Source organism: Mesorhizobium sp. M7D.F.Ca.US.005.01.1.1 (assembly GCF_003952545.1).
Classification (GTDB): Bacteria; Pseudomonadota; Alphaproteobacteria; order Rhizobiales; family Rhizobiaceae; genus Mesorhizobium; species Mesorhizobium loti.
The window spans coordinates 6,768,927-6,786,039 of record NZ_CP034453.1 but is presented as its reverse complement, the minus strand read 5'-3'; the positions used below and the strand labels follow the sequence as shown (position 1 = coordinate 6,786,039).

Genomic DNA, 17,113 nt, shown 5'->3' with positions numbered 1-17,113 from the left:
AGCAGGGGTGGTTGATTTCTTCTGGTGGAAGCCGGCCGCCCGCGCTCGTCAGGCGATGCGGACCGTCACGACAAGTGCCTCGTGATCGGAGCTCGGCCTGCCGTCCGCCAGCACAGCCGGAAGAACGGCAGGAGCCGTTGCGACAAGGCCGCGCGTGAAGAACCAGTCGATGTGGCCGATCGGGGTGGGATCGCCGGCCTCGCGTCGCTGCGTGGGCAGGTCGAGCTTGTTGGCGGGCTTCCAGTCGTAACCGCGCCCGGCGAGGACCGCGAACAGTGGTTCATGGCGTTCGACATCGATCAGCCGGTCCGGCTCTGCCGCGATGCGCGCCGCCCAAGCGTCGGGATCGTCATTGCGCTCCTCATGGGTTGACGTCAGCGTGTTGAAGTCGCCGCCAAGCAAGACCGGCGCCCGCGAATCGTATTTGTCGATGGCATCGAGGAGATGGCTGGTCTGGATGGCACGGCCGGCGGGATCTGTGCGGTTTTCGAGATGCACCGAGACCACCGTCACCCTGCGGTCACCGATCCGCACCTGGCCACCGATGGCCATGCGTCCGCCGATGCGCGGCTGGCCGCGTTCCGGCCGGAACCAGCCGCCAGCCGCCTCGAGGCGGACCAGGAAAGGGCGAAGTAGTGGGATGGCGCTGGTCACGGCATTGCCATGGAAGCCTTCTGTATTCTGGGCCGTGCCGGTTGCGGCCTGCTCAGCCTCGTTGCCGCCGCCGAGCTCGACGAATTCGACACCATAGGCGAAGGCATGGCCGAGTCGGTCGGCAAGAACACGCAAAGGATGGCCGTTGCCTGAGCGCACCATGCCTTCGTCAACCTCGGACAGCAGCACGACATCGGGAGCCTGGCCGGCAAGCGTGGCCGCGATAGCATCGCCATGGCGCAGCCGTTCGACGTTCCAGGCCACGACGGTGAGCGTTTCGCCGGCGCTTTCGCGTGAAGTCTTGCCGCCGATTTCGATCTGGCCAAGTGCCGGTGTGGCGGCAGCCAGGCGCAGATGGGTGGCGCTGTCGCGTGGCCCGTCGCGCATGGCCTGGCGCTCAGCGAGTGGAACATGCGTCAGCTGTGGCACCAGCATTTCATTCATCCCTTAGCCGGGTAATCATGACAGCTCTTCAGGGTCTTTACGTCCTCGGCAGCCGCCCTAGCTACCTAGAGCGCCGGCATGACATTTTCATGCCGGCGCAACCGCCGGAGAGGAGGAGAGACGGGCTGTCCACAGGCCTGAGAGGCCACAGCAGAACTGTCACATACCTTCTCTAAGAGAGCGTGCAAGGACTTGCGCAAGACCCTTGTCAACAGCCACTCAAGAGGGAAGAAATCATGACCATCATCAAGCGGGGCTTCGCCGCCCTTGCCGCTGGCGCGCTCAGCGCAGCGCTTGCCATGCCTGCCGTCGCAGAGCCGGTAAAATTCGATTTCTGGTTCGGCCTTTCGGGCGATCTCGCCCGCGTCGTCGACACGCTGTGCAAGAACTTCAACGCCTCGCAGACCGACTATGAAGTCGTCTGCACCAGCCAGGGCAATTACGACGCCACGCTGCAGAACACGATCGCTGCCTTCCGCGCCGGCAAGCAGCCCGCCGTCGTCCAGGTCTATGACGTCGGCACCGCCACCATGATGCTGTCGGGCGCCTACAAGCCGGCCGACAAGCTGATGGAAGAGAACGGCTACAAGATCGACTACGCCGACTATTTCCCCGGCATCGCGCGCTACTATGCGACCTCGAAGGGCGAGATGCTGTCCTTCCCGTTCAATTCGTCGACCCCACTGATGTACTGGAACAAGGACGCCTTCGCCAAGATCGGCAAGACCGAGGCGCCGAAGACCTGGGAAGATGTCGCAGCCGACCTCCAGGCATTGAAGGAGGCCGGCTACGAGTGCCCGATGGCGATCAACATCTCCGCCAATGAAAGCTGGCAGCTGATGGAGCAGTTCTCGGCGCTCCACAACCAACCAGTCGCCACCAAGAACAACGGCTATGACGGCCTCGACGCGCGTCTGGAAGTCAACAAGACCAAGTTCGTCCAGTACGTCACCGATCTCAAGAAGTGGTATGATGCCGGCCTGATCAAGATCAAGTCCAAGGACCTCGGCCAGGATATGGTCCAGGCCTTCGCTTCCGGCACCTGCCAGGTCATCCTGACCTCGGTCGGCGATCACGGCACCGTCGGCAAGACCCAGAAGGAAGGCATGAACTGGGATGTCGCCGAACTGCCGGTCTATGCCGGTACCGAGCGCAAGAATTCGCTCGTCGGCGGCGCTTCGCTATGGGTTCTCTCGGGCAAGTCGGATGCGGAATACAAAGGTGCAGCCGCGTTCCTCAACTTCATCCACGACCCCAAGACCGCATTGTTCTGGTCGACCAACACCGGCTACATCCCGGTGACCAAGTCGGGCTTCGACTACATGAAGTCCACCGGCTTCTACGACAAGGCGCCCTACAAGGGCCGTGAAGTCGCGATCGCCAGCCTGACCGCGTCCGAGCCGACCGAAATCACCCGCGGTGTGCGGCTGGGCAATTTCACCCAGATCCGCGCCGAGTTCGGCACGCAGATGCAGGCGATCTTCGCCAACAAGGTCAGCGTCCAGGAAGGCCTCGATACGCTGGTCAAGAATGGCGACGCCATCCTCGACCGCTTCCAGCAGACCTATCCGGGCAAGACCCTGCCCTGATCTCGGAATCTACGCGGCCGCCCGCCGGTCTTCTCCGAGCATGATCCCTGGACAAACGGAAACCGTTTGTCCGTGAAAACGGGTTTCCACTTTTCGGGATCATGCTTGGGTCGACGGGCGGCCATTTCGTTATTAATCTTGCTCTAAGTGGCCGTTGAGCGGCATCGGCGGACCGATGGAAAAACGCGTTACCTTTGGCAGCTGGACGATCGGCATCCTTTTCGCGGTGCCTCAGCTCCTCTTGATCTTCACGTTCTTCTACTGGCCCGCCGGTCAGGCCGTGTACTGGTCGCTGACGCTGCAGCAGCCCTGGGGCGGCGGCAATGTCTGGGTCGGGCTCGACAATTTCCGCTCGATCCTGTCCAACGCCGACTACTGGAATTCGATCACCGCCAGCCTGGTCTTTGCCGCGATCAGCACCGGGCTTGCGATGTTCGTCGCGCTGGTGCTCGCGGCGCTGACCGACCGCCAGCTTGCCGGCTCGCGCTTCTATCGCGTGGTGCTGATCTGGCCTTACGGCATCGCGGCGCCTGCGCTGGCGCTGGCGTTCCGCTTCATTCTGGCGCCGGAGGCGGGGTTCCTTTCCGTCATCAACCGGATGTGGCCAGGGATCTGGGATCCGGGTCTCGATGGCGCGGATGCCATGGCGTCGATCATCGTCGCCTTCTCGTGGAAATATGTCGGCTACAACTTCATTTTCTTCCTGGCCGCGTTCCAGGCCATCCCGCGTTCGCTGATCGAGGCAGCGGCGATGGACGGGTCCGGGGTCGTCAGACGTTTCTGGGACATCCAGTTCCCGCTGATCACGCCGACGATCTTCTTCCTGCTGGTCATCAACATCACCGAGAGCTTCCAGGATTCGTTCGGCATCGTCGACATCATGACCTCGGGTGGGCCGGCGAACGCCACCAATTTGATGGTCTACAAGATCTATTCCGACGGCTTCAAAGGCCTCGATTTTTCCGGCGCCGCCGCGCAGAGCATCATCCTGATGGTGCTCATCATCGTGCTTACCATCTTCCAGTTCCGCTTTATCGAGCGGCGCGTGCACTATCAGTGAGACGGTCATGGTAGAGCGCACCCCCATCCTGAACTTCGTCACGCACCTTGTGCTGTTCATCGGGTTTTTGTTGGCGATCGCGCCTTTCGTGATCGTGGTGATTGCCTCGTCGCACAATCTGAAGGACGTCAACGACGTGCCGATGTCCCTGCTGCCGGGTAGCGATTTCTGGCTCAACATCAAGACGGCGTGGACGACGGCCGATCTCGGCCCCAAGCTGCTCAACAGTTTCGTCGTTGCCACGGGGGTCGCGGCGGGCAAGGTGATAATTTCGGCGCTTACCGCCTTTTCGATCGTCTATTTCCGCTATCCCGGCCGCACCTTCATCTTCTGGCTGATCTTCGTCACCCTGATGCTGCCGCTGGAAGTGCGCATCGTCCCGACCTACGCGGTCGTTGCCAATGTGCTTACGCCCTATCAGGCGATTCTCGACGTGACCGGCATAAGCTGGCTCATAGAAAAGGTTTCGGGCGTTCAGGTCTCGCTGAACCTAGGGCTGCTCAATTCTTATCCCGGGCTTATCCTGCCGCTGGTCGCGACGGCCACCGGCACCTTCCTTTATCGGCAGTTCTTCCTGACGATACCGGACGAATTGACCGAGGCGGCGCGCATGGACGGTGCCGGCGCGCTGCGCTTCTTCATCGATGTTCTGCTGCCGCTGTCGCGCACCAACATGGCGGCGCTTGGAACCATCATGTTTCTGTATGCATGGAACCAGTATTTGTGGCCGCTGCTCATCACCACGGATCAATCCCATGCGATGGCGGTCACCGAACTCAAGCAACTCATTCCCAACGTCGGCGGCATTCCCGAATGGAACATCGCCATGGCCGGCACACTCATCGTCATGCTGCCGCCGCTGATCGTCGTCGTGGCCATGCAGCGCTGGATCGTGCGCGGCCTGATCGCCACCGAGAAGTGACTTCAGAAGGAGAGAGCCGATGGCCTCCATCACCATTCGCGACGTCAAGAAGAGCTACGCCAAGTTGCAGATTGTGCACGGCGTCGACCTCGACATCGCCTCGGGCGAATTTGTCGTCATTCTCGGGCCTTCCGGCTGCGGCAAGTCCACGCTGCTCAGGATGATCGCTGGGCTGGAAGAGATTTCCGGTGGCGAGATCGCCATCGACGGCACCGTGGTCAACAAATTGGAGCCGCGCGAGCGCGGCTGCGCCATGGTGTTCCAGAACTACGCGCTCTATCCGCATATGAGCGTGGCGCAGAACATCGGCTATTCGCTCAAGGTGGCCGGCGTCCCCGCCGCCGAGCGCCAGCTGCGCGTCCAGGCGGTTGCCCGCACGTTGGAGCTCGAGCATCTGCTCGACCGCAAGCCGATGGCGCTGTCCGGTGGCCAAAGGCAGCGCGTCGCCATGGGCCGGGCGATGATCCGCGAGCCCAAGGTGTTCCTGTTCGACGAACCGCTGTCCAACCTCGATGCCAAGCTGCGCGTTCAGATGCGTTCGGAGATCCGCAAGCTGCATCGCCGGCTGAATGCCACCTCGGTCTTCGTCACGCATGACCAGGTCGAGGCGATGACGCTGGCCGACCGGCTGGTGGTCATGAATGGCGGCCGCGTCGAGCAGGTCGGCACGCCGGCCCAGATCTATAGCCGTCCGGCCAGCCGCTTCGTCGCCACTTTCGTCGGTGCGCCGGCCATGAACATCCTCGAAGGCACAGTTGATCTCGACGGGCTGTCGCTGCTTGGCGGCAGCCGGCGCCTAGCCATGGCACGCGCGGGGCTGCCGGTCGGCACGAAGGTAGCGATGGGTATCCGGCCTGAAGCCGTCCGCCTGGTGGCGCCGGGCACGGCAGGCGCGCTCGATGCCACAGTCGATCTCGTCGAGGAGCTGGGCGCGGGACGCGTCATCTATGTCGATCTCGACGGTGCGTCGTTCTCCGTGATGACCTCGGAGGCCGTCCACCCCGAACCGGGCAGCGCGGTCGGCCTGAAGATTTCGCCGGAGGATATGCATTTCTTCTCGTCGGATACGGGAACACGTCTCGAGGTCTTCAAGGCTTCGGTGCCGGAACCGGCACTCTAATTTCTGAAGCCGCCAGTCATCGCCGATGACGGGCAGGCACCACCGACAAGTCCAAGAAGCGCGCAATGAAAATTATCCAGGTCACCGATGTCCATCTTGGCCGGCAAGGCGAGCGCCGCTATGGCGCAGATCTGCATCAGCGGCTGGCTTCATGCATCGCGCACATCAATGCGCATCACGCCGATGCCACGCTTTGTGTCTTCACCGGCGATCTGACCGAGACCGGCGCGCCCGAGAGCTATGCCGATCTCAGGGCAGCCCTGAGCACGCTGTCGGTGCCCTGGCGGCTGCTGCCGGGAAACCACGATCGACGAGCCAATCTTGTCGCGGCGTTTCCCGAGATTCCGCTCGATGAGAACGGCTTCGTGCAGTCGGCCCATCAAACGGCCGACGAGGTGCTGCTGTTTCTCGACTGCCTGGCGGAAGGTCGCGTCGAAGGCGAATTGTGCGACAGGCGACTAGCCTGGCTCGAAGCCCGGCTCGAGGAAGCGGCAGGCCGGCCGGCCTATGTCTTCATGCATCATCCGCCGGTCGCGCTCGGCCTGCCGCAGCTCGATCCGCTTGCCCTTGAGCAGCCCGAACGGTTGCTCGGCCTGCTGCGGCGCCATGGCAATGTCCGCCACATCTTCTTCGGCCACGTCCATCGCGACATTGCCGGCACGGTCGCCGGCATTCCGTTTTCGGCGCAGCGCGGCTTGCATGCCAGGTTCGAGCTTGCGCTCGACAGATCGAGCGAGATTGTCGAGCAGGCGCCGCCTTCCTACACGGTCATCCTCATCGACAGCGCCAACGAGCACGTGGTCGTGCATGGCTGCGATTTTCTCGAACAATGGCCGATCTATTCCGCTGAAACCGGCGAGCGCCTCACGGCGTGAGAGGCGCGGTGTGTCAGCGCTTTCGATCAATCAGGCGAAGACATGCGCCTTTCCCGATACGGTCAGCCGGACGATCTCGCCGACCGCCGGCGTGTCCATGCCCGGTTTGCGCAGGACCAGCGGCGTGTTGCCGATCGCGGCCGCATCGGGCGGATCGGCATTGTTCAAGAGCCGCACCGCGATCGTGCACATCGAGCCAGCGAATTCCGATTCCGTCACTTCGCCGAACAGCATGTCCGAAGTGCCCGACATGCCCTCGCGCGACGTTCTCTTCAGTGCGATCTGCTCCGGCCGCAGCATGATGCGGGCGATATCGCGGCTGTCATTGGTGTCGACCGCGATGCGGCCAAGCGGCGAGTTGGCGAAGCCGCCTGATATCTTTGCCGGCAGGATGATGGCGTCGCCGAGGAACTCGGCGATCATCCTGTCCTTCGGCTTGAGATAGAGGTCGCGCGGCGTCCCTACCTGCGAGAACTTGCCGTCGCGCATCACCGCGACCTGGCTGGCGAAGGACAGCGCTTCGGCCTGGTCGTGCGTGACCAGGATGGTGGTGATGCCGGCGGCTTCTAGAAGCTCGGCCACCGCCTTGCGCATCGAGGCGCGCAGGCCGGTATCCAAGGCCGAGAACGGCTCGTCGAGAAGCATCAGCCTGGGCTTCATCGCCATGGCGCGGGCGAGCGCCACACGCTGCTGCTGGCCGCCGGAGAGTTCGTGCGGGCGGCGTTTGAGGATCGCCTTGTCGAGGCCGACGATATAGGCGAGCTCGACGATGCGTTCGGTGCGCTTGTCCTCGCCGCGACCCATGCCGAAACCGATATTGTCACCAATGGTCAGATGCGGGAACAGCGCACCATCCTGCGCCACCACGCCGATGCCGCGGCGATGCGCCGGTACCGCAGCGCCGCCATTGGCCAGCACCTCGCCGTCGAGCATGATGCGGCCCTGGTCCGGGGCCTCGAAGCCGGCGATCAGCCGCAGCAAGGTCGTCTTGCCGCAGCCGGACGGGCCGACAATCGCCGTGCGGCTCCCGCTGGCGACGTTCAGGTCGACGCCGGCAAGGGCGGCCACCGGGCCGTAATGCTTGTGCAGGCCGCTGATTTCGAGAAAACTCATCGTCCGGCCATCCGTTTCGACTGGACATAGAGCAGCCAGGTCAAGGGAAGCGACATCGCCACCATGATGAAGGCGTAAGGTGCCGCGGAGGCATAATCAATCTCGCCGCTATAGGACCAGAAGGCCATCGCCAACGTGCGGGTGCCGTTCGGCGCCAGCATCTGGGTCGCGGTCAGTTCGTTCATGATGCCGAGCGCCACCAGCGCCATGCCAGCCGCGGCACCTGGCGCCGACAGGCGGATCGTCGTTGACCACAGCGCCTGCAGCGGCGGCCGGCCGAGGCTGGAAGCGGCGCGTTCGAGTTCGACCGGTGCCTGCGCGATCGACGCCCGCAGGCTGACCAGCGCGCGCGGCAGGAACATTAGCGCATAGGCAACCAGGATGGTGAACAGGGTCTGGTAGAGCGGCAGCGCGATGCGCACGGTGATGGTGACCAGCGCCAGCGCAATGACGACCCCCGGCAACGAGCCGACGATGTAATTGCAGCCCTCCAGCAGACGCTGCAATGGCCCCGGCGCGCGGATCGAGATCCAGGCCATTGGCATCGCGGCGACCGTGGCGAGCAATGCGCCGGCGAGCGCCAGGAACAGCGTCTGGCCAAGCGCCAGGCCGATCTCGTCGAAGCGCCAGACATCGGCGCCACCGGCGGCAAGCCAGCCGCCGATGGTGACGAACGGCACGCCGAGCGCCAGCAGCGTGGTGATGACAAGCAAGAGCAAGCTCGGGATGGTGGCGCGTCCGAGGCTTGTGCGCTGCTGATAGCGCGCGGCGCCGGAGCCGACACGAGCATAGCGTTCCTCGCCGCGCACCAGCACTTCGAGGCCGAGCAGCACGAAGCAGCAGCTCACCAGCACGCCAGCCAGCATGTTGGCGGCCGGTCCGTTGAAGGTCGACTGGAACTGGTCGACGATCGCCGTGGTGAAGGTGTCGAAGCGGATGAAGACATAGAGGCCGTACTCGGCCAGCAGGTGCAGGCCGACCAGCAGCGAGCCGCCGCAGATGGCGAGCCGCAATTGCGGCAACACGACACGCCAGAAGACGCGCCAGGGTCCAAGGCCGAGTGCGGCGGCGGCGTCCTCCAGGGCGGGATCGAGACGGCGCAACGCCGCCGACACCGGCAGATACAAGAACGGGAAATAGGCGATCACGGAAACCAGCACGCCGGCCCACAGGCCGTGCAGTCCCGGCACCATGGTGATCCAGGCATAGCTGTGCACGAAAGCCGGTATGGCGAGCGGCGCCACGCACAGCCAGGCCCAGAGCCGGGCCGCCGGCAGGTCGCTGCGCTCGGTCAGCCAGGCCAGCGCAACCGACAGCACGATGGTGATCGGCACGGAGAGCGCGACCAGCAGGACAGTGTTGACCAGAAGCTCGCCGACACGCGGCCGGAAGACCAGCGCCGAGACGGTCTCCCAACCGGTCTGCACCGCGATCCAGATGATGAAGGCAAGTGGCACCAGCGCCAGCAGCGCAACGAAGATGGCGGCGACGACCAGCCAAAGCGGTGCGCGTCGGCGCGCCCTTCGGCCTGTGCCCAAAGGCAGGCCCGAGCGCGCGAGATCGACCGCAGACTGCATCAGGTCAGACGCCGTGCCGTTGCCGTCCAGCGGCAGCAATTGAAGGGCCGCGATCGCGGTCGGGAACACAGCGTGTCGTCATCGACGAATGCCATCTCGAAAAACAAAATCACTCCCGCGGAAGGCGAATTTCCGCGGGAGCGTGGTCGGTTGTCCTTTTAGGAGGAATGACAACTAAAGCAAGCCGGCTGCCGTCATCAGATCGGTGACCTTCTTGGAGTTCAGCGTCGTAGCATCGACCTTCGGTGCCTGCAGATCGGCGAGCGGCACCAGCTTCGGGTTAGACTTCGCACCCTTGCCGACCGCGTATTCGAAGGAATCGCCAGTCTTCAGCACGTCCTGGCCGCCCTTGCCGGTCACCCATTTCAGAAAGGCCTGGGCTTCCTTAGGATGCTTGCTCGAGGCCAGCACACCGCCGCCGGAGATCGAAACGAACGCGCCCGGATCCTGGTTCTTGAAATAGTGCAGCTCGACATTCTTGCTGTTTTCACCGGTCTTGGCCTGATCGCCGAAGTAGTAATAGTGGTAGATCACGCCTCCTTCGATCTCACCGGCATTGACCGCCTTCATCACCGTGCTGTTGCCCTTATAGGCGGTGAAATTGGTCTTCATCGCCTTCAGCCAGCCAGCCGTGGCGGCCTCGCCCTTGAGCTGAAGCAGCGCGCTGACGATGGCCTGGAAATCGGCGCCCGACGGGGAGGCGGCCCAACGGCCCTTCCAGCTCGGATCGGCGAGGTCAAGCATCGACTTGGGCAGCTGGTCGGCGGTCAGCTTGGTCTTGTTATAGGCAAAGACCGTGCTGCGCGCGGCGACGCCGACCCATTTGCCGCTGGCCGGCTGATAGTCCTGCGGAACCTGTGCCAGCGTGTCGGCGTCGACCGGTGCGAACAGGCCTGATGTCTCGACCAGCACCATGGCCGGTGAATTTTCGGTCAGGAAGACGTCGGCCGGCGAAGACGTACCTTCGGCGACGATCTGGTTGGAGAAGTCGCTGTCGCCGCCATTGCGCACGGTGACCTTGATGCCGGTTTCCTTGGTGAAGCCTTCGGCCCACGCCTTGGTCAGGTTTTCATGCTGGGCGTTGTAGACAATGATGCCATCATCTTCCGCCATCGCCGGGCCGCCGATCAGGCTGATTGCCAGCGCGGTGGCGCCGACGAGGGTGGAAAGAGCGTATTTCATGGCATTGTCCTCGATCTCGGGGAGTCTTCAGTCTGTCACGGCTGCACCTATCGATACATGACAAGGATAGTCAACATTGTCTTGCGGATTTTAATAAGACGCCGAGGCACAAACTTTCGTGATTTGCCGGTAATTTGGCTTGGACATTATTTCGCCGGCCACGTAACAAATCAGCGCCGAGACGCGAAAATCGGGGGAGTAACTCTTGTGAGCGGCAAGGATGAGGCCGAGCTTTCCCGGCTGATGCGGGCCGCGATCGCGGGAGACGAGAAGGCCTATGCCGACTTTCTGCACCGGATTGCCGCGCTGGTGCGCGGTTTTGTTCGGCGCAAGATCGTGCAGGGCGGGGTCGATCCCGAGGATGTCGTGCAGGAAACCTTGTTGGCCATTCATGTGAAACGGCATACCTGGCGCCAGGACGCGCCGGTGTTGCCATGGATCTATGCGATTGCCCGCTTCAAGCTGATCGACGCGTTCCGGCGGCGTGGGCGGCGCATCGAGATCGATGTCGACGATATCGCCGAGACCTTCGCCGAGCCGGAAACCGAGACCGTCAGCGAACGCGACATCAATCGGGCATTGGACGGCCTGTCGCCGGCGCAGCGCTCCGTGGTCTCGGCCGTTTCGGTGGAAGGGCGGTCCATCGGTGAGACGGCAGCAAAGTTCGGTATCAGCGAGACGGCGGTGCGTGTGTCGCTGCATCGGGGACTTGCCGCGATAGCCAAGCGATTCGGGCAGGGGCGGTTCGGGCGGGAATGACATGAGGACGGACGATCTCATCAAGGCGCTGGACGCCGATGCAAGCAGCAAGGCGATGCCGCTGCAGTCGGCGTGGTGGATGGCCGCCGGTGCGGCCGTTGTCATCGCGGCAGCCGTTTTCCTGCTGACCATCGGCCCGCGCCCTGATTTCATGGCGGCCGCGCACACGATGCGCTTCCTCTCCAAATTCGTCTTCACCATCGTGCTTGCGGTCAGCGCCTTTGCCTTGATCCGCGCCTTGTCGACGCCGGGTGCCTCGACGGGCCGGGCGATGGCCTGGATGGCCGCGGCTCCGGTGCTGGTAGCAGTGGCGGTGATTCTGGAGCTTTTCATGGTGCCGGAGGCGCTGTGGGGAACAAGGATGGTCGGCTCCAACATGATGATCTGCATGGGCTTCATCCCGTTGATCGGCCTCGGTCCGCTTGCCATCTTCCTGTGGATGCTGCGCTACGGCGCGCCGACACGACCGGTGCTGGCCGGTGCGGTGGCGGGTCTGCTCGCTGGCGGGCTGGCGGCGACCTTCTACGCCGCGCACTGCTTCGACGATTCGCCGCTTTTCGTCGCCACTTGGTACACGACAGCGATCGCAGCACTCGCGTTGCTCGGTGCGCTCGGCGGACGATTTTTCGTGCGCTGGTAGCGTTCCGCCACGATCCCGAGCCCATGCACACCGATCCTTAATCATGCCGGCAATTGTTTGCCGGTTAGCGATGGCGCCGGTATGCCGGACGCAACCTTTCCTTAAAATCGATCCGTCAAGGTTGATGCGAGAACATGCGTTTGCGCACGGGGGTGGCACGTATCGTGATGTGGCGAGGATTGACCAGCCGAAAATCTCTTGGGCATGCAGGCTTGGCGTTGCTCGTGGCCGGCCTGGGCGTCCTAGCGGCTTCGATCCTGCTGTCGCGCCTGGACCTCGGCACCGAAGCGCTGAAACTCTGCCTGCAGATCTCGGCGGCGGTGGCGGCGGGCGCGCTGTTCCTCGCTGTCATGTCCACCCGTCGGATCAGCGAGGATCGTCAGCAGATCGCCGAGAGCGAGATGCGCTTCCGCCGCGCCATGGCGGATTCGGCGATCGGTATGGCCGTTGTCGGTCTCGACGGGCGCATGCGCGAGACCAATCCGGCCTTCGCCGCCATGCTTGGCTACAGCCGTGAAGAGATCGAGGCGCTGACCTTCTTCCAGATCACGCATCCCGACGATCTGCAGATCGGGCGGGAGACGATGGACGATCTGAAGGCGGGCACGGTCAATTCCTTCCACTTCGAGAAGCGCTATCTCAGGAAGGACGGAACGCCGGTCTGGGCCCATCTTGCGGGCTCGGTCATTCGCGACGAGAACAGCGGCCGCCCGCTCTATCTTGTCTCGCAAATCGAGAACATCGACGCACGCAAGCAGGCCGAGGCGCGCATTGCCGAAGCGGAAACGCGTTGGAATTTCGCCCTGGCCGGCGCCGGCCAAGGTGTCTGGGACCTCGACATGCGCAAGGGCGGCACGACCTATTCCTCGACCTGGGTCAAGATGCTGGGCTATGCGGATGGCGAGCTCGATGGCGACACCGACCGCTGGCTGACGATGATCCATCCCGACGATCGCGAGATTGTCGCGGAAGCGGATCGCGCCCATCTCGAGGGCAAGACGCCGTTCTTTGAAGCCGAGTTCAGGATGCGCCACAAGGATGGCCACTGGATGTGGATCCTCGACCGCGGCAAGGCCATCGAGCGTGACGAGGATGGCCGGCTGATCAGGGCCATTGGCAGCCTGACCGACATCACCCGACGCAAGGAGGCCGAAGCACGCCTCACCGTATCGGCGGCAATGCTTGCCGATGAAAAGGAGCGGCTGAGGGTGACCCTGCAGTCGATCGGTGATGCCGTCATCTGCACCGATGCCGCAAACCGCGTCACCTTCATGAATCCGGTCGCCGAAAAGCTGACCGGTGTTGCCAGCGGCGAGGCTCTCGGCAAGATGCTTGGCCATGTCTACTGGGCAGTTGACGAGGAGACGGGGCACCGGATCGGCGTGATCCGACCGGCGATCGGCGGCCTGGCGCCCGCAGATCAGAACAGCCGCGCCGTTCTCATCCGGCGCGACGACACACGCTGCAGCATCCGTCAGGTCGTGTCGCCGATCATCAACGAGCGGAACGAATTCTGCGGGCTGGTCATCGTTTTCCAGGACTTTACCGATGCGCGCGCGCTGCAGCGCCAGCTCGCCCATGCCGCCGCGCATGACGCGCTGACCGGCCTTGCCAGTCGCTCGAGCTTCATTCGCGCCATGGAGGAACTGGTCGGTCAGGCCCGCAAGGACGGTACCTCGGGCAAAGGCGGCGGACACCAGTTCATGTTCATCGATCTCGACCATTTCAAACTGGTCAACGATACGGGCGGCCACGCGGCGGGAGACGCGCTGCTGAAACGGGTTGCCGCGGCGGTTCGCGGCGTGCTTGGTCCAGAGGACATCGTTGCTCGTCTGGGCGGCGATGAATTCGCGGTCATTTTGAAATCGGGTTCGGCAGCCGGTGCCAAGATCGCTGCGCGCTCCATCATCGATTCGATCGGCGGCCTGGACTTCACCTGGGACGGCCGTCCTCACGTGATCGGCGCCAGCATCGGGCTGGCCGCGATCAGCGCCAATTGCGGCGAGGTCGACGAGATCATCGCTAGGGCCGATGCAGCTTGCTATGCGGCCAAGGCGGCCGGCCGTGGCTGCGTTTGCGTGGCGCCGGAAGGGGAGATTGTGGACGGCAAGGCAGTGCCGCCCGAGCCGCTGGCTGCGGCCTCCTGATCCGGGTATCAACCTCTGATCCGAGAGGCTTCGGGTTTCCGCTGACGCGGATCTGATCAGCGCGTCGGGACGGGATGCTCGCCGCGATAATCGTAGAAGCCACGCCCGGTCTTGCGGCCGAGCCAGCCGGCCTCGACATATTTCACCAGCAGCGGACAAGGGCGGTACTTCGAGTCCGACAGGCCGTCATGCAGCACCTGCATGATCGACAGGCAGGTATCGAGCCCGATGAAGTCAGCCAACTGCAGCGGTCCCATCGGATGGTTGGCGCCGAGCCGCATAGCGGTGTCGATGGCATCGACCGAGCCGACGCCCTCATAGAGCGTGTAGATCGCCTCGTTGATCATCGGCAGCAGGATGCGGTTGACGATGAAGGCCGGAAAATCCTCCGAGACCGTGATCGTCTTGTCGAGCTGCTTCACGTAGGTCTTGGCTGCCTCGAAGGTCTGGTCCTCGGTGGCGATGCCGCGCACCAGTTCGACCAACTTCATCAGCGGCACCGGGTTCATGAAATGTATGCCGATGAACCGCTCCGGCCGGTCGGTCTGCGCGGCAAGCCGCGTGATCGAGATCGACGAGGTGTTGGTCGCGAGGATGGCTTCGGGATTGAGCTGCGGACAGAGCTGGGCGTAAATCTTGCGCTTGACCGTCTCGTCCTCGGTCGCCGCCTCGATGACCAGATCGGCGCCGGCAAGATCGGCCATCGCCGGGGCGGCCGAAATGCGGCCCATCGCGTCGTTGCGCACCTTTTCGTCGAGCTTGCCCGACCCCACCTGGCGGGCCATGTTGCCGCTGATGGTGGCGATGCCCTTCTCTATGCGGTCGGGGGATATATCGTAGATCAGTACCTTGTAGCCCGAAAGCGCGGAGACATGGGCGATGCCGCCGCCCATCTGGCCCGCGCCGATGATGCCGATCGTCTCGATCTTGCTCATTACACCGATCCCGTCCTGAGCCCTTCCGCATGAATTGCGAAAGCGCTCCACCTTTTTGTTTTCCGCAATTCCGGACGCAAAACCGCTGCGCACTTTTGCTGGAATTGCTTTTGGCCTTTGCGGCCTGGTTTTTGTGCAGTGCAAACTAAAAGGGCGGGGCGACTTCGTCTACCCCACCCCTCACTATTTAATACGCTTTGGCAGAAAGCGTCAAAGCGCCTTTTGCAGCTCCGGCAGAATGACGAAGAGATCGCCGACAAGGCCGTAGTCGGCAACCTGGAAGATAGGCGCCTCCTCGTCCTTGTTGATGGCGACGATGACCTTCGAATCCTTCATGCCGGCGAGGTGCTGGATGGCGCCGGAGATGCCCACCGCGATGTAGAGATCGGGGGCAACCACCTTGCCGGTCTGGCCGACCTGCCAGTCGTTCGGCGCATAGCCGGCGTCGACCGCCGCGCGCGAAGCGCCGACCGCCGCACCGAGCTTGTCGGCGACCGGCAGGATGACTTCCTGGAACTTCTCCGCCGAACCCAGCGCACGACCACCCGAGATGATGATCTTGGCCGAGGTCAGTTCCGGACGGTCGGTCTCGGAAAGCTTGTTCTCGACGAAGGTGGAAAGGCCGGGATTGGCTGCCGCCTTGACGGACTCGACCGCCGCCGAGCCGCCCTCGGGGGCTGCCTGGAAGGAGGCCGTGCGCACCGTGATCACCTTCTTGGCGTCGCTCGACTGCACCGTCTGGATGGCATTGCCGGCATAGATCGGCCGCTTGAAGGTGTCGGGCGATACGACTTCGATGATCTCGGACACCTGCGCGACATCGAGCAGCGCTGCCACGCGCGGCGCGACATTCTTGCCCGACGAGGTCGCCGGCGCGATGATGGTGTCGTAAGCGCCTGCCAGCGACACGACGAGCGCTGCCGTCGGTTCGGCAAGGCGCTCGGCCAGCTCGTCGGCTTCGGCCAGCAGCACCTTGCTCACGCCCTTCAGCTTGGCGGCGGCGTCCGCTGCCGGCTTGGCGCCCTTGCCGGCCACCAGCACATGCACGTCCGAGCCGATCTGCAGCGCCGCCGACAGCGCCTTGGCGGTCTGGTCGGAAAGCGTTGCGTTGTCGTGCTCTGCGATGAGGAGAATAGCCATTTTTCTTGTTCCTTTCCCGATCGCTTACAGCACGCCGGCTTCGTTCTTGAGCTTGTCGACCAGCTCGGCGACGCTCTTGACCTTGACGCCTGCCTTGCGGCCACTCGGCTCCTCGGTCTTGATGACCTTCAGCCGCGGCTTGACGTCGGCGCCGTAGTCGGCCGGGGTCTTCTCGTCGAGCTGCTTCTTCTTGGCCTTCATGATGTTGGGCAGCGAGGCATAGCGCGGCTGGTTGAGGCGAAGGTCGGCGGTGACGATCGCCGGCATCTTCAGCTCCACCGTCTGCAGGCCGCCGTCGACTTCGCGCGTCACCTTGGCCTTGTCGCCGTCGAGCACAATCTTGGAGGCGAAGGTGCCCTGCGCCCAGCCGAGCAGGGCCGCCAGCATCTGGCCGGTCTGGTTGCTGTCGTCGTCGATCGCCTGCTTGCCGAGGATGACAAGGCCGGGCTGCTCGGCGTCGACGACGCCCTTCAGCACCTTGGCGACGCCGAGCGGCTCGGTCTGTTCGTCGGTCTTGACCAGGATGGCGCGGTCGGCGCCCATGGCGAGCGCGGTGCGCAGGGTTTCCTGCGACTGCTGCGGGCCGATCGAGACGACGATGATTTCTTCCGCCTTGCCGGCTTCCTTCAGCCGGATTGCCTCTTCCACCGCGATCTCGTCGAACGGGTTCATCGCCATCTTGACGTTGGCGAGCTCCACCGCCGAACCATCAGCCTTCACGCGAACCTTGACGTTCGCATCCACAACCCGCTTCACGGGCACAAGGATCTTCATTTGCCTGTCACCTCTTCACGCTAGTTGGGCGCGCTATAACAGCCTGCGCCCTTTCTGAGTTGTCGAAAGCCGACATTCCTGACTGAATTCCGGCCAGACGGAATTCTGGCCGGATGGAAATTCTGGTCTTTGACCGCCTTAGGCTGCGGCAGTGACGTTTCCGTAGTTGCGGCAACACTGCA

15 protein-coding genes are annotated in these 17,113 nt (G+C 63.4%); 8 read left to right on the top strand and 7 right to left on the bottom strand.

Annotated elements, in window-relative coordinates; all coding sequences use genetic code 11:
• Positions 1-48: 48 nt before the first annotated feature.
• On the bottom strand, positions 49-1,089 hold the full coding sequence (locus EJ076_RS32930) for an endonuclease/exonuclease/phosphatase family protein (RefSeq protein WP_126070669.1): 1,041 nt from the start codon (positions 1,087-1,089) through the stop codon (positions 49-51).
• Positions 1,090-1,334: 245 nt separating this feature from the next.
• Between EJ076_RS32930 and EJ076_RS32925 the strand changes: the two genes are divergently transcribed.
• From EJ076_RS32925 to EJ076_RS32905, 5 genes are all read left to right on the top strand, one after another.
• On the top strand, positions 1,335-2,687 hold the full coding sequence (locus tag EJ076_RS32925; protein ID WP_126070668.1) for an extracellular solute-binding protein: 1,353 nt from the start codon (positions 1,335-1,337) through the stop codon (positions 2,685-2,687).
• A 175-nt stretch (positions 2,688-2,862) separates the two neighbouring features.
• Complete coding sequence (locus tag EJ076_RS32920) at positions 2,863-3,747, top strand: ABC transporter permease subunit (RefSeq protein ID WP_109671666.1); 885 nt, start codon at positions 2,863-2,865, stop codon at positions 3,745-3,747.
• Between the two features lie 7 nt (positions 3,748-3,754).
• Positions 3,755-4,669, top strand: coding sequence for an ABC transporter permease subunit (locus tag EJ076_RS32915; protein WP_126070667.1), 915 nt, complete (start codon positions 3,755-3,757; stop codon positions 4,667-4,669).
• A 19-nt stretch (positions 4,670-4,688) separates the two neighbouring features.
• The gene (locus EJ076_RS32910) at positions 4,689-5,789 is read left to right on the top strand and encodes a sn-glycerol-3-phosphate import ATP-binding protein UgpC (protein ID WP_109671647.1); all 1,101 of its coding nucleotides are present in this window, start codon (positions 4,689-4,691) and stop codon (positions 5,787-5,789) included.
• Positions 5,790-5,854: 65 nt separating this feature from the next.
• Positions 5,855-6,664 carry a phosphodiesterase gene (locus EJ076_RS32905; protein WP_126070666.1) on the top strand — a complete coding sequence of 270 codons (810 nt, stop codon included), beginning with the start codon at positions 5,855-5,857 and terminating at the stop codon, positions 6,662-6,664.
• Between the two features lie 30 nt (positions 6,665-6,694).
• On the opposite strand, the gene EJ076_RS32900 is transcribed toward EJ076_RS32905, so the two are convergent.
• The 3 genes from EJ076_RS32900 to EJ076_RS32890 all read right to left on the bottom strand — a co-directional run bounded on the left by EJ076_RS32900 (position 6,695) and on the right by EJ076_RS32890 (position 10,536).
• Positions 6,695-7,777, bottom strand: coding sequence for an ABC transporter ATP-binding protein (locus EJ076_RS32900; RefSeq protein WP_126070665.1), 1,083 nt, complete (start codon positions 7,775-7,777; stop codon positions 6,695-6,697).
• Positions 7,774-9,354, bottom strand: coding sequence for an iron ABC transporter permease (locus EJ076_RS32895; protein ID WP_164548919.1), 1,581 nt, complete (start codon positions 9,352-9,354; stop codon positions 7,774-7,776). The genes EJ076_RS32900 and EJ076_RS32895 overlap by 4 nt, the downstream gene beginning before the upstream one ends.
• Before the next feature lie 174 nt (positions 9,355-9,528).
• The gene (locus EJ076_RS32890) at positions 9,529-10,536 is read right to left on the bottom strand and encodes an iron ABC transporter substrate-binding protein (RefSeq protein WP_126070663.1); all 1,008 of its coding nucleotides are present in this window, start codon (positions 10,534-10,536) and stop codon (positions 9,529-9,531) included.
• Between the two features lie 207 nt (positions 10,537-10,743).
• Here EJ076_RS32890 and EJ076_RS32885 point away from each other — a divergent pair, with 207 nt between their 5' ends.
• From EJ076_RS32885 to EJ076_RS32875, 3 genes are all read left to right on the top strand, one after another.
• Complete coding sequence (locus EJ076_RS32885; RefSeq protein WP_109671652.1) at positions 10,744-11,295, top strand: sigma-70 family RNA polymerase sigma factor; 552 nt, start codon at positions 10,744-10,746, stop codon at positions 11,293-11,295.
• Between the two features lies 1 nt (position 11,296).
• Positions 11,297-11,935 carry an NrsF family protein gene (locus EJ076_RS32880; protein WP_126070662.1) on the top strand — a complete coding sequence of 213 codons (639 nt, stop codon included), beginning with the start codon at positions 11,297-11,299 and terminating at the stop codon, positions 11,933-11,935.
• Positions 11,936-12,147: 212 nt separating this feature from the next.
• Positions 12,148-14,082 (top strand): PAS domain S-box protein, encoded by a 1,935-nt coding sequence (locus EJ076_RS32875; protein ID WP_245462931.1) that lies wholly within the window; start codon positions 12,148-12,150, stop codon positions 14,080-14,082.
• 56 nt (positions 14,083-14,138) lie between these two features.
• On the opposite strand, the gene EJ076_RS32870 is transcribed toward EJ076_RS32875, so the two are convergent.
• The 3 genes from EJ076_RS32870 to EJ076_RS32860 all read right to left on the bottom strand — a co-directional run bounded on the left by EJ076_RS32870 (position 14,139) and on the right by EJ076_RS32860 (position 16,931).
• Positions 14,139-15,017 (bottom strand): 3-hydroxybutyryl-CoA dehydrogenase, encoded by an 879-nt coding sequence (locus EJ076_RS32870; RefSeq protein WP_013529423.1) that lies wholly within the window; start codon positions 15,015-15,017, stop codon positions 14,139-14,141.
• A 210-nt stretch (positions 15,018-15,227) separates the two neighbouring features.
• A complete protein-coding gene (locus EJ076_RS32865) occupies positions 15,228-16,157 on the bottom strand; it encodes an electron transfer flavoprotein subunit alpha/FixB family protein (protein WP_126070660.1) in 930 nt (309 codons plus the stop codon).
• 24 nt (positions 16,158-16,181) lie between these two features.
• Positions 16,182-16,931: an electron transfer flavoprotein subunit beta/FixA family protein gene (locus tag EJ076_RS32860; RefSeq protein WP_126070659.1), complete on the bottom strand. Its 750-nt coding sequence runs from the start codon at positions 16,929-16,931 to the stop codon at positions 16,182-16,184.
• Positions 16,932-17,113: the final 182 nt, after the last annotated feature.

Bases quoted from the DNA above. Each gene is read 5' to 3' on its own strand.
- EJ076_RS32860 (WP_126070659.1), bottom strand. From the start codon at position 16,931: ATGAAGATCCTTGTGCCCGTGAAGCGGGTTGTGGATGCGAACGTCAAG.
- EJ076_RS32920 (WP_109671666.1), top strand. From the start codon at position 2,863: ATGGAAAAACGCGTTACCTTTGGCAGCTGGACGATCGGCATCCTTTTC.
- EJ076_RS32910 (WP_109671647.1), top strand. From the start codon at position 4,689: ATGGCCTCCATCACCATTCGCGACGTCAAGAAGAGCTACGCCAAGTTG.
- EJ076_RS32930 (WP_126070669.1), bottom strand. From the start codon at position 1,089: ATGCTGGTGCCACAGCTGACGCATGTTCCACTCGCTGAGCGCCAGGCC.
- EJ076_RS32865 (WP_126070660.1), bottom strand. From the start codon at position 16,157: ATGGCTATTCTCCTCATCGCAGAGCACGACAACGCAACGCTTTCCGAC.
- EJ076_RS32890 (WP_126070663.1), bottom strand. From the start codon at position 10,536: ATGAAATACGCTCTTTCCACCCTCGTCGGCGCCACCGCGCTGGCAATC.
- EJ076_RS32880 (WP_126070662.1), top strand. From the start codon at position 11,297: ATGAGGACGGACGATCTCATCAAGGCGCTGGACGCCGATGCAAGCAGC.
- EJ076_RS32925 (WP_126070668.1), top strand. From the start codon at position 1,335: ATGACCATCATCAAGCGGGGCTTCGCCGCCCTTGCCGCTGGCGCGCTC.
- EJ076_RS32895 (WP_164548919.1), bottom strand. From the start codon at position 9,354: ATGCAGTCTGCGGTCGATCTCGCGCGCTCGGGCCTGCCTTTGGGCACA.
- EJ076_RS32915 (WP_126070667.1), top strand. From the start codon at position 3,755: ATGGTAGAGCGCACCCCCATCCTGAACTTCGTCACGCACCTTGTGCTG.
- EJ076_RS32905 (WP_126070666.1), top strand. From the start codon at position 5,855: ATGAAAATTATCCAGGTCACCGATGTCCATCTTGGCCGGCAAGGCGAG.
- EJ076_RS32870 (WP_013529423.1), bottom strand. From the start codon at position 15,017: ATGAGCAAGATCGAGACGATCGGCATCATCGGCGCGGGCCAGATGGGC.
- EJ076_RS32900 (WP_126070665.1), bottom strand. From the start codon at position 7,777: ATGAGTTTTCTCGAAATCAGCGGCCTGCACAAGCATTACGGCCCGGTG.